The sequence below is a fragment of the Avibacterium paragallinarum genome, from assembly GCF_011765605.1.
GTDB lineage: Bacteria > Pseudomonadota > Gammaproteobacteria > Enterobacterales > Pasteurellaceae > Avibacterium > Avibacterium paragallinarum.
Genome location: NZ_CP050316.1, coordinates 1,416,030 through 1,429,080, shown reverse-complemented (window position 1 = coordinate 1,429,080; position 13,051 = coordinate 1,416,030). Strand labels below are relative to the sequence as shown.

Annotated in this window: 13 protein-coding genes; 12 read left to right on the top strand and 1 reads right to left on the bottom strand. The window is 41.9% G+C overall.

Annotated elements, in window-relative coordinates:
- Position 1 precedes the first annotated feature (1 nt).
- The 3 genes from dcd to HBL79_RS06690 are packed head-to-tail and all read left to right on the top strand — an operon-like array spanning position 2 to position 3,172.
- Entirely contained in the window at positions 2–586 is a 585-nt protein-coding gene (dcd, locus tag HBL79_RS06700; protein ID WP_035687653.1) for a dCTP deaminase, read from the top strand.
- Positions 587–589: 3 nt separating this feature from the next.
- Positions 590–1,894, top strand: coding sequence for a hypothetical protein (locus HBL79_RS06695; RefSeq protein ID WP_035687650.1), 1,305 nt, complete (start codon positions 590–592; stop codon positions 1,892–1,894).
- Positions 1,895–1,951: 57 nt separating this feature from the next.
- A complete protein-coding gene (locus HBL79_RS06690; RefSeq protein WP_035687648.1) occupies positions 1,952–3,172 on the top strand; it encodes a sugar transporter in 1,221 nt (406 codons plus the stop codon).
- 104 nt (positions 3,173–3,276) lie between these two features.
- Here HBL79_RS06690 and rho read toward each other — a convergent pair whose 3' ends face one another.
- Positions 3,277–4,539 (bottom strand): transcription termination factor Rho, encoded by a 1,263-nt coding sequence (gene rho / locus HBL79_RS06685; RefSeq protein ID WP_035687646.1) that lies wholly within the window; start codon positions 4,537–4,539, stop codon positions 3,277–3,279.
- A 195-nt stretch (positions 4,540–4,734) separates the two neighbouring features.
- Between rho and rhlB the strand changes: the two genes are divergently transcribed.
- The 9 genes from rhlB to lipB all read left to right on the top strand — a co-directional run bounded on the left by rhlB (position 4,735) and on the right by lipB (position 13,036).
- A complete protein-coding gene (gene rhlB, locus HBL79_RS06680) occupies positions 4,735–5,982 on the top strand; it encodes an ATP-dependent RNA helicase RhlB (protein WP_035687674.1) in 1,248 nt (415 codons plus the stop codon).
- Positions 5,983–6,150: 168 nt separating this feature from the next.
- Positions 6,151–6,462 (top strand): ribosome silencing factor, encoded by a 312-nt coding sequence (gene rsfS / locus HBL79_RS06675; protein ID WP_035687643.1) that lies wholly within the window; start codon positions 6,151–6,153, stop codon positions 6,460–6,462.
- Complete coding sequence (gene rlmH / locus HBL79_RS06670; RefSeq protein ID WP_035687640.1) at positions 6,463–6,930, top strand: 23S rRNA (pseudouridine(1915)-N(3))-methyltransferase RlmH; 468 nt, start codon at positions 6,463–6,465, stop codon at positions 6,928–6,930.
- Between the two features lie 3 nt (positions 6,931–6,933).
- Positions 6,934–8,937 carry a penicillin-binding protein 2 gene (mrdA, locus tag HBL79_RS06665; RefSeq protein WP_035687637.1) on the top strand — a complete coding sequence of 668 codons (2,004 nt, stop codon included), beginning with the start codon at positions 6,934–6,936 and terminating at the stop codon, positions 8,935–8,937.
- Complete coding sequence (gene rodA, locus HBL79_RS06660; protein ID WP_035687634.1) at positions 8,930–10,045, top strand: rod shape-determining protein RodA; 1,116 nt, start codon at positions 8,930–8,932, stop codon at positions 10,043–10,045. The genes mrdA and rodA overlap by 8 nt, the downstream gene beginning before the upstream one ends.
- A gap of 31 nt (positions 10,046–10,076) precedes the next feature.
- Positions 10,077–10,688 (top strand): septal ring lytic transglycosylase RlpA family protein, encoded by a 612-nt coding sequence (locus HBL79_RS06655; RefSeq protein WP_051128096.1) that lies wholly within the window; start codon positions 10,077–10,079, stop codon positions 10,686–10,688.
- Positions 10,689–10,721: 33 nt separating this feature from the next.
- Positions 10,722–11,912: a serine hydrolase gene (locus HBL79_RS06650; protein ID WP_026138480.1), complete on the top strand. Its 1,191-nt coding sequence runs from the start codon at positions 10,722–10,724 to the stop codon at positions 11,910–11,912.
- A 98-nt stretch (positions 11,913–12,010) separates the two neighbouring features.
- Positions 12,011–12,313 carry a DUF493 family protein YbeD gene (gene ybeD, locus HBL79_RS06645; RefSeq protein ID WP_017805632.1) on the top strand — a complete coding sequence of 101 codons (303 nt, stop codon included), beginning with the start codon at positions 12,011–12,013 and terminating at the stop codon, positions 12,311–12,313.
- A 69-nt stretch (positions 12,314–12,382) separates the two neighbouring features.
- Complete coding sequence (gene lipB, locus HBL79_RS06640) at positions 12,383–13,036, top strand: lipoyl(octanoyl) transferase LipB (protein WP_035687632.1); 654 nt, start codon at positions 12,383–12,385, stop codon at positions 13,034–13,036.
- Positions 13,037–13,051 lie beyond the last annotated feature (15 nt).

Below are 13,051 nucleotides of genomic sequence, written 5' to 3'. Positions count from 1 at the left end.
AATGAGGCTATGTGATTTAGATATTGAACGTTATTTAGATGAAGGTATTATTACTCTTTTTCCGCGTCCTAGTAATGATAAAATTAATGGTGCAACGGTTGATGTTCGATTAGGGAATTCATTTCGTGTATTCCGCGAGTATAGTGCACCTTATATTGATTTAAGCGGGCCTAAAGCAGAGGTTTCTGCTCAACTTGAAGCGGTAATGAGTGATGAAATTTTGGTTGAGGATGGAGAGGCGTTTTTTCTTCATCCTGGAGAATTGGCACTAGCTACAACATTTGAAGCAGTGTCTTTGCCGGCTAATATTATTGGTTGGCTAGATGGGCGTTCTTCTCTTGCTCGTTTGGGATTAATGGTACATGTTACGGCTCACCGCATTGATCCAGGTTGGAACGGTCGTATTGTGTTGGAATTTTTTAACTCGGGTAAATTACCTTTAGCATTACGACCGAAAATGGTCATTGGTGCGTTGAGTTTTGAGGTGCTAAGTGGTATAGCGGCACGACCTTATAACCGTCGTCAAGATGCTAAGTATAAAGATCAGCAAAATGCTGTTGCTAGTCGTATTGACAAGGACAAATAAGTTATGAAAAAGAAAGCACTAGTATTAATAAGTATATTACTTGCGGGACTTTGCTTTCTTTTTTGGCAGAAATCTCACTTAAATACACAGCTTTCTACTTATCTTGCAGAAAATAGAATCCAAGTAGTAGAAGTTGAAAGTCACCTTTTTCCTACCCAGTTATCTTTACATCAAGTGCAGTTTCAACAAAATGGACGATGGTTTTTTTTCGAAAAAATTGTTCTTGATGTAAATATGAAAACCTTGCTTAGTGGTGATATCCAACTTAATGAAATTCAGTTATATAACGGAGGGTTAGCGGATTCTCAATGGAAAATATTAAATTTGAATTTAAAACCTATTGAGCTTTCTTGGCAGTATATTTCCCATTTATTTACCGCTTTATCGCAGGATATACCATTAAATTTGGAGAGTCCTGTGCAAATGGCATTTAGTGTAAATATGCAAAACTTGGTTAGCCAAATGAATGTACAGGGGAAATTCCAGTTATTAAATAATGGATTGAGATTTAATCAGTTATCTGGACAGTGGAGGTTTGAACACCCAATTTATGGTGATATGGATAAAATGGTATTTCGTTTAAAACAAGGCAATTTATATAATGAAATACAAGATTATAAGCACTATTATGGGGTAAGTTTTGATGATTTTTTTATTAATGAAATACCTTTTCAGCAGGGAAAAATCCTCATTGATTTTCAACCGCACTTAATTAAAGGGAAGGGGGATTTTTTATCGCAAGGCAGCTTAGATTTTGAATTTTCTAGAACTCAGCCACATTTACAGGTTTCTGCACAAAATATTGCTTTAGAACAATGGCTAGCCCTGTTTAAATTACCCGCGTTAGTAATAGGAAAGACAAATCTTAATGGTGAAATGTATTTTAGTGATCTGCAAATTGATAAAGGGCGGTTTAATTTGGAGGTTATGAATGGCAAGATGAAAAATATTAATTTATTTTCTATCATCACAAGGCATTTACCGATTAATTATGAACAGCAAAATGTGCAAAATGACTCGCCTTTTGAACAGCTAACAGCGACATTAAGTTGGGATAAGCAAAAAATGCAATGGCAGGATTTACAACTGCGAGATCGTTATTTCCAATTGACAGGGCAAGGTATAATAGAACAAAACAAACAACAATGCGATTTTCTTGTTACTCTTAATCTGCGTGAAAAAAAATATCAAAACTTTCGTTTGCCGTTACATTTCTTTGGGGATTGTCACTCTCCTCAATATCAAATTGGTTCTCCAAAAGAGTTGAAAAAACAGCTGAAAGATCTCCTTAAGCAGCATTTTCATTGAACAAAAGCATAAACTTCTATGCTAAAATGGCGACCTCTTTTCTAGCTTTAGTGCAAAATGTTATCTCCAAAAATTGTTCGTCGTGTGAAATTCTGGCGTGTTCTTTGTATGGCGTTTTCCGCTTTTATTTTTAACACAACAGAGTTTCTTCCTGTTGCTTTATTATCGGATATTGCAGAAAGTTTTCAAATGTCTGTGAGCCAAACAGGGTTAATCATTACTATTTATGCGTGGATTGTTTCTTTACTCTCCTTACCTTTTATGTTGTTAACCGCCAAGATTGAACGGCGTGGTTTACTTATTAAATTATTTATTCTATTTATCCTGAGCCATATACTATCTTGCATTGCGTGGAATTTTCAGATTTTGGTGATTTCTCGTATTGGTATTGCTATATCTCATTCTATTTTTTGGGCTATTACTGCATCACTTACGGTACGTCTTGCTCCAAGAGATAAAAAAGCACAAGCACTTGGTTTGTTAGCAATGGGAAGTGCTTTAGCAATGGTATTAGGATTACCATTAGGACGTATTATTGGTCAATGGTTAGGGTGGAGAATAACTTTTGGCGTGATTGGTATTGTAGCCTTTGTTGTCTTAATATTTTTGTATAAATTATTACCGCACTTAGTGAGCAAAAATGCTGGGACACTAAAAAGCGTACCAATATTATTTCAACGGCCTTTGCTAGTGGGGTTATTTGTTCTTACTGCTATTGTGATCTCCGCACACTTTATAGCGTACAGCTATATTGAACCTTTTATGATTCAAGAAGTGAATATTTCCGCATCAGAAACAACATTGATTTTATTACTGTTTGGTTGTGCAGGAATGATCGCGAGTATTTTATTTAGCCGTTTTTACCGTTTGGGACCAGCAAAGTTTTTGTTATTTGCAATGCTCCTACTAACGTATTCCTTATTTTCGTTATGGCTTTTGAAAAAAGATTCAGCTTTTACTTATCCACTCGTATTAATCTGGGGAATTGGTATTGCTGGAATTGGTTTGAGTTTGCAAATTCGTATTTTACAGCTTGCTCCAGATGCTACAGATGTTGCTATGGCCATTTTTTCTGGTATTTATAATATTGGCATTGGTAGTGGTGCATTACTTGGCAATCAAGTTATGCAGCGTCTAGGTTTATCTTACATAGGAATAGTTGGTGGTGTTTTTACATTGTTCAGTATAATGTTGTTTTTAATTATTCATCTGCGTTATCGTTATTCGCTAAATGGAGGCGAAATAACTAAGTGCGGTGTAAAATCGGAAGTTCTATGAAAAAATAGAAATGTGATCCCCTATCATTTTAAACTGCAGACAAAAGCTACATCTTTGTCTGCAGTCTTAAATCTTGCATTATTGCAAGATTTTTATAATCAAACCTACGAACGTTTCATTATTTCAAAAAATTCTTCGTTGGTTTTGGCGACCATTAATTTATCAATGAGGAATTCCATTGCTTCCACTTCGCCCATTGGGTTAAGGATTTTGCGTAGAATCCACATTTTTTGTAGTTCGTCTGGGGTGGTGAGGAGGTCTTCTTTACGCGTGCCTGAGCGGTTGAAATCAATGGCTGGGAAGACGCGTTTTTCAGCAATTTTGCGGGAGAGGTGAAGTTCCATATTCCCCGTTCCTTTGAACTCTTCAAAGATTACTTCGTCCATTTTTGACCCCGTATCTACCAACGCGGTGGCGATAATGGTGAGGCTGCCGCCTTCTTCGACATTACGTGCCGCACCGAAGAAACGTTTTGGGCGATGTAAGGCATTTGCATCTACCCCGCCCGATAAAATTTTACCTGACGCAGGGGTTACGGTGTTGTAGGCACGAGCAAGGCGGGTGATACTATCTAATAAAATCACCACGTCTTTTTTATGTTCTACAAGGCGTTTGGCTTTTTCGATTACCATTTCCGCAACTTGAACGTGGCGAGAAGCGGGCTCATCAAAGGTTGAGGCGATCACTTCGCCTTTTACTGAACGCTGCATTTCGGTAACTTCTTCAGGGCGTTCGTCAATAAGTAGCACGATAAGCACGCATTCAGGGTAGTTATGGGTGATACTTTGCGCGATATTTTGTAGCAACATTGTTTTCCCTGCTTTTGGTGGGGCAACAATCAAACCACGCTGTCCTTTCCCGATTGGAGACGCGAGATCTAAAATACGTGCCGTTAAATCTTCCGTTGAGCCGTTACCACGTTCCATTCTTAAACGAGAGTTGGCGTGAAGTGGGGTGAGATTTTCAAATAGGATTTTACTACGGGAAACTTCAGGTTTGTCATCATTAACGCGATCAACTTTGAGGAGGGCAAAATAGCGTTCGCCTTCTTTGGGTGGGCGAATTTTCCCTTCAATCTTATCCCCTGTTTGTAAGTTGAAGCGGCGGATTTGACTTGGTGAAACATAAATATCATCGGGGCCTGCGAGGTATGAGCTGTCTGCGGAACGCAAGAAGCCAAAGCCGTCAGGCAAAATTTCTAAGACACCGCCACCGAAAATGTCTTCCCCGCTTTTGGCGTGCTGTTTTAAGATGGCAAATACAATATCTTGTTTGCGTAAACGGGCGAGATTTTCTAAGCCCATTTGTTCTTCGCCGAGTTTCACAAGATCAGAAACGGGCGTATTTTTTAGTTCTGTTAAATGCATAATTGAAAAGCTTAAATTAGAAATGAATTATTGGTTGAGATGTTTGATTAATTAATGTTGAATGGGCGTAAACTTATCATTAAATTGTGCAACTGTCTATATTTTGCGGAAAAAAATCCAAAAGTGCGGTGCTTTCTTTGGGAATTTTTTGCCTTCGTGCTATGCTTAGGGCAATTTTTAGCGAGAAATTTTATTATGCAAACGAATCATTTATCTCAGCAACGCTTTGCTGATCTGCCATTAAATCCGATTATTCAACAATGTTTACAACAAAACGGGTTTGAGTATTGCACCCCTATTCAAGCTTTATCCCTGCCAATCACCCTTGCGGGGCGTGATGTGGCTGGGCAAGCCCAAACAGGCACGGGGAAAACAATGGCGTTTTTAACTGCCACCTTTCATCATTTATTAAGTGCTACCTCTCATTCCTCAGCCACTTCGCCGCGTGCTTTGATTTTAGCACCAACACGAGAGCTGGCAGTGCAAATTAGTAATGACGCGGAAAAATTATCTCAAGCCACAGGGCTAAAAATGGGGCTGGCTTATGGTGGCGATGGTTATGATAAGCAACTGAAAGTCATCGAACAGGGCATTGATATTTTAATCGGCACAACGGGGCGGGTAATTGATTATGTGAAACAAGGCATTATCTGCTTAAATGGAATTGAAGTGGTGGTGCTTGACGAAGCGGATCGAATGTTCGATCTCGGCTTTATTAAGGACATTCGCTATTTACTACGCAAATGCCCAGCCCCTGCTCAGCGTTTGACAATGCTGTTTTCCGCCACCCTTTCTTATAAGGTGCGAGAGCTGGCATTTGAAGATATGAATGATCCCGAATATGTGGAAGTTGAGCCGTTGCAGAAAACGGGGCATCGCATTAAAGAAGAGCTGTTTTATCCCTCAAATCAAGACAAAATGGCATTGTTGATGACGCTTTTGGAAGAAGAATGGCCAGAGCGTTGCATTATTTTTGCCAACACCAAACACCGTTGCGAAGAAATTTGGGGCTATTTGGCTGCGGATAAACATCGTGTTGGCTTGCTCACGGGCGATGTGGCACAGAAAAAACGTCTTGCTCTGTTGCAACAATTTACCTCAGGGCAGTTGGATATTTTAGTGGCGACAGACGTTGCCGCACGCGGGTTGCATATCCCTGAAGTTACCCACGTTTTCAACTATGATCTGCCTGATGATCGTGAAGACTATGTACACCGCATCGGACGCACGGGGCGGGCGGGTGAAAGTGGGGTTTCCATCAGCTTTGCTTGTGAAGAATATGCGATGAATCTGCCTGCCATTGAGGAATACATCGGGCATTCGATCCCCGTGAGCCAGTATGATCCTGAGGCATTATTGACAAATTTACCGAAACCTTATCGCAAACGCACGGTCAAAACAACACATTCACCTCATCGCAAGCCAATGAGAAAACGGTATTAAGGGTTTAAAAAACAGGGGCGAAAAAGGACCGCACTTTGATACCGCACTTGAAAAGGGTGTATTGGCAGTGAAAAGTGCGGTGTTTTTTTCGTTATTTTTTATCTCGTGCTAGAATGAGCCACTTTGAAAGACAACCTTGAATACCTTATAGATTATAGAAAAACAACGATGACAACCTTAGTAGATTTTTTAGTAAAAACTTTAGATGACTTAAAAGCCAGCGAGATTTTGCCTTTAGATGTAAAAGGAAAATCCTCCGTAACCGACACAATGATTATTTGCACGGGGACATCGAGCCGCCATATTAGCTCGCTCGCCCAAAAGCTGATTGATGAAAGCAAACAAGCGGGCTTTGAATCTTTCGGCGAAGAAGGGCGTGCTACAGCGGACTGGGTGGTGGTCGATTTTGGGCAAGCGATGGTGCATATTATGCAAGCGGAAAGCCGTGAGCTGTACCAATTAGAAAAACTTTGGGGCTAAATGAAAATCCAATTAATTGCCGTTGGTACAAAAATGCCCGCGTGGGTAACCACAGGTTTTGAGGAATATCAACGCCGTTTCCCTAAAGATATGCCCTTTGAATTGATCGAAATCCCCGCGGGGAAGCGAGGCAAAAACGCGGATATTAAGCGTATTTTAGAGCAAGAGGGCAAGGCGATGTTGGCAGCCTGTGGGCGAAATAAAATCGTTACCCTAGATATTCCAGGCAAGCCTTGGACAACGGAACAGCTCGCCCAACAGCTCGATAGCTGGAAAAATGACGGACGCGATCTCTGTTTGCTCATTGGTGGGCCTGAGGGCTTGTCGCCAGAGTGCAAAGCCGCGGCGGAGCAAAGTTGGTCGCTTTCGCCCCTCACCTTGCCCCACCCGTTAGTTCGTGTGGTGGTGGCAGAAAGCCTGTATCGTGCTTGGTCGATTACCACCAATCACCCTTATCATCGAGAGTAATCAATGGATTTAAAAAAATTGCTTTCAGCTTCTGCGGTTGAGCCTATCCGCGACAAAAAAGCGGAGAAAAACCTGTTTATTCGCCGTGCCTTGGTGTCTTTCCTTGGCGTGTTGGGGCTGTCTGCAATTTTGTTCACCAATTTGTATCATCTTGAAGTGGTGAATTATGAAATCTATCAAACCCGTTCTAACGGCAACCGCATTAAATTATTGCCCATTCCGCCGACTCGCGGTTTAATTTATGATCGCTATGGCAAATTATTAGCGGAAAATTTAACCTTCTTTGGCTTATACATTGTGCCAGAAAAGGTGGAAAATTTAGACCGCACTTTTGAACAATTAAAGCGGCTTGTAGGGCTAACCGATGAAGACATCGCCAATTTTACGAAGGAACGCCGCCGTTCTTCGCGTTATACCTCCATTTTGCTCAAGCCGAATTTAACCGAAGAGCAGATCGCCCGCTTTGCGGTGAACCAATACCAATTCCCGAGCTTATCGGTGAAGCCTTATTTTAAACGCCATTATTTGTACGGCGAACCCCTCACCCACATTTTGGGCTATGTGGCGAAAATCAATGATAAAGATGTGGAACGCCTGAAAAAAGAAGAAAAATATGCCAATTATTCGGGATCGCAAAATATCGGCAAATTAGGCATTGAACGCTACTATGAAGATGAGCTGCACGGCGAAGTGGGCTTTGAGGAAGTGGAAATTAACAATCGCGGTAAGGTGATCCGTAAATTGCGTGAACAACCCGCCGTGGCAGGCAAGAGCATTCATTTAACCATTGATTTGGAACTGCAACGCTACATCACCGATTTGCTTGCAGGGCGAAAAGGGGCAGCGGTGGTGCTAGACCCGAAAGACAGCAGTATTCTGGCGATGGTATCAGTGCCGAGTTATGACAATAATCTTTTTGTTGATGGCATTTCGAGCAATGATTATCAACGCTTATTGCAAGATCCGCAACGCCCACTGTATAGCCGGGCAACGCAAGGGGCGTACCCGCCAGCTTCTACGGTGAAACCGTTTATTGCGGTGTCAGGCTTGCAGGATAATGTCATCACGCCAAGCACCACTGTGTTTGATCCCGGTTATTGGGTGTTGCCTAACACCACAAAACGCTTCCGCGATTGGAAAAAATCGGGACACGGTTACACGGATCTGAACAAAGCCATTGCAGAGTCTTCAGACACCTATTTCTATCAGCTCGCTTATAATATGGGGATAGATCGCCTATCGCAGGCAATGAATAAATTCGGCTTTGGGCTACCGACAGGGATTGATATTAAAGAAGAAACGGCGGGCATAATGCCGTCGCGTGAATGGAAGCAAAAACGCTATAAAAAATCTTGGTTGCAGGGTGATACCATTTCCGTTGGTATCGGGCAGGGCTATTGGACGGCAACACCGTTACAAGTGGCGAAAGCCTTAGCGATTTTGGTGAATAATGGCAAGGTAAACACACCGCACTTGATGAAAGGCGTGGAAGGCTCGCAGTTTGTTCCTTATAAAGACCCGCTATTATATCCCGATATTGACGAGCCGAAGCCGAATTACTGGGCATTGGCAAAACGCGGAATGTATAACGTGGTGAATGCCAGTAACGGCACGGCTCGCAAAGCCTTTGTGAATACCCATTTCCAAGTTGCGGGCAAATCGGGAACGGCACAAGTGTTCAGCTTGAAAGAAAACCAAACCTATAATGCGAAATCTTTGGTGAAAGAATTACACGATCACGCTTGGTTTATTGGCTATGCCCCTTACGAAGATCCGAAGTTGGTAGTTGCCGTCATTTTAGAAAATGCGGGCGGCGGCGGTAGCAATGCGGGGCCTGTGGTGAGAGAGATTATGGATTATTATTTGAACGTGCGTCTTCCGCAAGTTAATGCAATGGAAAATCGCACCGCACTTTCTTCTTCCACATCTTCCACCCCTTCAACGGACGTTATGCCTACGTCGGCAACACCAGCTACGCAGCACAATCAGGAGAAAACAAATGAGTGAGAAAAAAGGTTGGCAGAGCCTGTGGCAACGTTTGCATATTGATCTGTGGCTTTTTCTGGGGTTGCTGATTATTTCGGGCGGCGGGCTGTTTATTTTATATAGTGCCTCTGGGGCGAATGAAATAATGTTCCGCAACCGCATTATTCAAGTAGTGCTTGGCTTTGTGGTAATGCTGATAATGGCACAATTTTCCCCGCGTTTTTATCAAGGCATTGCCCCTTATGTATTTGGAATCGGGCTGGTGTTGCTGATTTTGGTAGATTTAGTCGGCACAACCAGTAAAGGGGCGCAGCGTTGGCTTGATTTAGGCTTATTCCGTTTTCAGCCGTCAGAAATTGTCAAACTTGCCGTACCGTTAATGGTAGCGGTGTTTTTAGGCAAGCGAGCGTTACCGCCGAGTTTGAAAGACACCTTTATTGCCCTGTTTATCATCATCGTTCCCACGCTACTTGTGGCAATTCAGCCCGATTTAGGCACGTCTATTTTGGTGAGTGCATCGGGGCTATTTGTGGTTTTCTTGGCAGGAATGAGCTGGTGGTTGATTTCTATCGCCGTCGTGGGCTTAGCAGGTTTTATCCCCATTATGTGGTTCTATTTAATGCACGATTACCAACGCACAAGGGTGCTAACCTTGCTCGATCCTGAAAAAGATCCACTCGGTGCGGGTTATCATATTTTGCAATCGAAAATCGCCATTGGCTCTGGAGGCATTTGGGGCAAAGGCTGGATGCAAGGCACGCAATCCCAACTGGAATTTTTGCCAGAACCGCACACGGATTTTATTTTCGCGGTACTCAGTGAAGAACACGGAATGGTGGGCTTTGCGATTTTAATGTTTTTGTATCTGTTTATTGTGGCAAGAGGATTAATCATCGGCGTGAATGCACAAAACGCTTTTGGGCGAACTCTGGTAGGGGCATTGACGCTGATTTTCTTCGTCTATGTTTTCGTAAACATCGGTATGGTGAGCGGCATTTTGCCTGTTGTGGGCGTGCCGCTGCCGTTAGTGAGCTATGGTGGAACGTCGTTTGTTACCCTAATGGCTGGGTTTGGGCTGATTATGTCCATTCACACCCATAAAGAGCATTTTTTTAAAAAGACGACATAATTGCTTGTATCTAATAAATATTATTTAGGGAATGGGAGATTTTAATATGATACTCAGTAAGTTGATTAATATTTGTTTTATATTATTAATTACTTTATTTAGTACGGTAATAAATGCTGAGAATGTAGAAATTCAAAAATTATATGGCATCAAAGGCCCTAAATTGGTTTATCATAAAATTTCAAATAAAAGCCGTACTTATAAAGTGAAGGGAATAAGTTATACTACAATACCCTATAATATAGCTAAAGAATATACTAAGGTAGGGAAAGCGAGTTATTACCATAATAAATTTACTGGACGGAAAACATCTAGTGGGGAACGCTATGATCCTAACCGCTATACTGCAGCACATAAGACATTACCAATGAACTCGTATGCGTTAGTAACAAATTTGCGTAATGGGAGGAAAGTTATTGTAAAGATTAATGATAGAGGCCCTTTTGTTAAAGGAAGAATTATTGATTTATCTCGAGTAGCAGCAAGGGAGTTAGGCATTATTCATCAAGGAATTGGACAGGTTCGCGTTGAAGTATTTTACGTTGATGCCGCAGGAGGTTTATCAGGCGTAGGGGCTGATTCTTTGATGAAGTTAGCTAAGCAATCAGCTGTAATGAAAAAGGTTGAGAAACCTATTAAATAACGATTTATTGTGTGATTTATAAGTGAGTTTAGAATGATAAAAAATGTATTAAATAGAGTAACAGGAATAGCATTGGCGGTGGTAAGCCTGAGTATGGCAAAATCAACTTTTGCCGTAGATATGCAACATAATATTTCTATACCACAGCTTAATGCACAAACCTTTATTTTGATGGATTATGATTCGGGAGCAGTATTAGCTGCGTTGAACCCTGATCAGCGTCAATACCCAGCTTCATTGACAAAAATGATGACTAGTTATGTGGTGGGGGATGCCTTAAAGCAAGGCAAAATCCATAATAATGATATGGTTACCATTGGTGAAAGTGCGTGGGGCAAAAATTTCCCCGGTTCATCAAAAATGTTTTTAAATCTCAATCAGCAAGTTTCCGTCGATGAACTGAATCGCGGGATTATTGTAGTGTCTGGTAATGATGCTTGTGTTGCAATAGCAGAGCATATTTCAGGAACAACTCAGAATTTTATCGATGTAATGAACAGATATGTTGAACGATTTGGTTTGAAAAATACCCATTTCACCACCGTACACGGTTTAGACGATGAAAATCAATATTCTTCTGCCCGCGATATGGCGATCATCGGTTCTCATATTATTCGTGATTTGCCTGAAGAATATAAAATTTATTCCGAAAAAGAATTTACTTTTAATAAAATCCGCCAGCCAAACCGCAACGGCTTATTATGGGATAAAAGCCTTAATGTTGATGGAATGAAAACAGGGCATACCGACAAAGCGGGCTATAATTTAGTGGCGTCTGCCACAGGCAATGGCAATATGCGTTTAATTTCTGTGGTAATGGGCGTGCCAACCTACAAAGGTCGTGAAATCGAAAGCAAAAAATTATTACAATGGGGCTTTGCCAATTTTGAAACCTTCAAAGCCTTAGAGGCGGGCAAAGCGGTGTCAGAACAAAGCGTTTACTACGGCGATAACGGCAAGGTTCAACTTGGCGTATTGCAAGATCGTTTTGTAACTTTACCAAAAGGGCGACAAGCCGATGTTAAAGCACGCTATGAACTCACGCAAAAATACCTCGAAGCCCCATTAGCCAAAGGGCAAGTGGTGGGTAAAGTGATTTATCAGCTTGACGGTAAAGACATCGCCCAAGTGGATTTACAAGTAATGAACGAGGTTGCCGAAGGCGGCTTTTTCGGCAAGGCTTGGGACTGGCTGGTGCTAACCGTGAAAAGCTTATTTAGCTAGACTTGAAATTCGCGAAATTCTCCCTATTTTAATCGCAAGATGACCGTGCTTTATTCAAAGTGCGGTCTAAATTTTTAACAATTTTTAGGAAACATAAAATGGCAGAACAAGAAAAAGTCGTAAAACTTGAAGATATTCCACAAAAGCAACTTAAAGATCTTTTAGAATTTCCCTGTGATTTCACCTTTAAAGTGGTGGGAGCAAACCGACCTGATTTAGCCGATGATGTGATCGCTGTGGTACAAAAATATGCCAAAGGCGATTATAATCCGCGTGAAAATGTCAGCGGAAAAGGCACATACAAATCAATTTCGGTAGATATTGTGGCAGAAAATATTGAGCAAGTGGAAACCCTCTATGCGGAGCTTGCCAAAATTGATGGCGTAAGAATGGTGCTGTAATCGGCCTTTAAAAAGGCTAGCAAAAAGGTACAAGGAAACGGGCTAAAAAATTGGCTAAAAGGGGGAAAGATGACCCAATCTATTATCGTTCGCCAACTCGGCATACAGGATTATCAAACCATCTGGCATAAAATGCAGGCATTCACCGATAACCGTGATGAACATACCACCGATGAAATTTGGCTAGTACAACACCCAGCGGTGTTTACCCAAGGTTTGGCGGGCAAGCCAGAGCATTTGCTTAGCCAAAGTGAGATCCCCGTGGTGCAATCGGATCGTGGCGGGCAAATCACCTATCACGGGCTAGGGCAGCAGATTATGTATGTGCTGATTGACATCAAACGTTTGAAAGCACAAGGGCGAGATCTCAATGTGCGTCAATTAGTTACCGCTCTTGAACAAACGGTAGTGCAAACTTTGGCAGATTACGGGATTGAAGGTTATCCCAAAGCGGACGCACCGGGGGTGTATGTGGACGGCAAAAAGATCTGCTCGCTCGGCTTACGCATTCGCAAAGGTTGCTCTTTTCACGGTTTAGCCTTGAATATTCAAATGGATCTCCGCCCCTTTTTGCAAATTAACCCCTGTGGTTACGCGGGGTTAGAAATGTGCCAAATGGCAGATTTTATCCCCGCTGATGAAGCCGATCTCGAAAAGATCTCGCCGAAATTAGTTGCACACTTCACCCAATTATTGGGGTATAATTCCGTAACAAATCATTAACAAGCATAGGATCAT

What these genes read in the sequence shown, in the direction of transcription:
- rodA (WP_035687634.1), top strand. Translation starts at nt 8,930, where the DNA reads ATGAGTGAGAAAAAAGGTTGGCAGAGCCTGTGGCAACGTTTGCATATT.
- rhlB (WP_035687674.1), top strand. Translation starts at nt 4,735, where the DNA reads ATGCAAACGAATCATTTATCTCAGCAACGCTTTGCTGATCTGCCATTA.
- rho (WP_035687646.1), bottom strand. Translation starts at nt 4,539, where the DNA reads ATGCATTTAACAGAACTAAAAAATACGCCCGTTTCTGATCTTGTGAAA.
- HBL79_RS06655 (WP_051128096.1), top strand. Translation starts at nt 10,077, where the DNA reads ATGGGAGATTTTAATATGATACTCAGTAAGTTGATTAATATTTGTTTT.
- mrdA (WP_035687637.1), top strand. Translation starts at nt 6,934, where the DNA reads ATGGATTTAAAAAAATTGCTTTCAGCTTCTGCGGTTGAGCCTATCCGC.
- rlmH (WP_035687640.1), top strand. Translation starts at nt 6,463, where the DNA reads ATGAAAATCCAATTAATTGCCGTTGGTACAAAAATGCCCGCGTGGGTA.
- HBL79_RS06690 (WP_035687648.1), top strand. Translation starts at nt 1,952, where the DNA reads ATGTTATCTCCAAAAATTGTTCGTCGTGTGAAATTCTGGCGTGTTCTT.
- dcd (WP_035687653.1), top strand. Translation starts at nt 2, where the DNA reads ATGAGGCTATGTGATTTAGATATTGAACGTTATTTAGATGAAGGTATT.
- lipB (WP_035687632.1), top strand. Translation starts at nt 12,383, where the DNA reads ATGACCCAATCTATTATCGTTCGCCAACTCGGCATACAGGATTATCAA.
- ybeD (WP_017805632.1), top strand. Translation starts at nt 12,011, where the DNA reads ATGGCAGAACAAGAAAAAGTCGTAAAACTTGAAGATATTCCACAAAAG.
- HBL79_RS06650 (WP_026138480.1), top strand. Translation starts at nt 10,722, where the DNA reads ATGATAAAAAATGTATTAAATAGAGTAACAGGAATAGCATTGGCGGTG.
- HBL79_RS06695 (WP_035687650.1), top strand. Translation starts at nt 590, where the DNA reads ATGAAAAAGAAAGCACTAGTATTAATAAGTATATTACTTGCGGGACTT.
- rsfS (WP_035687643.1), top strand. Translation starts at nt 6,151, where the DNA reads ATGACAACCTTAGTAGATTTTTTAGTAAAAACTTTAGATGACTTAAAA.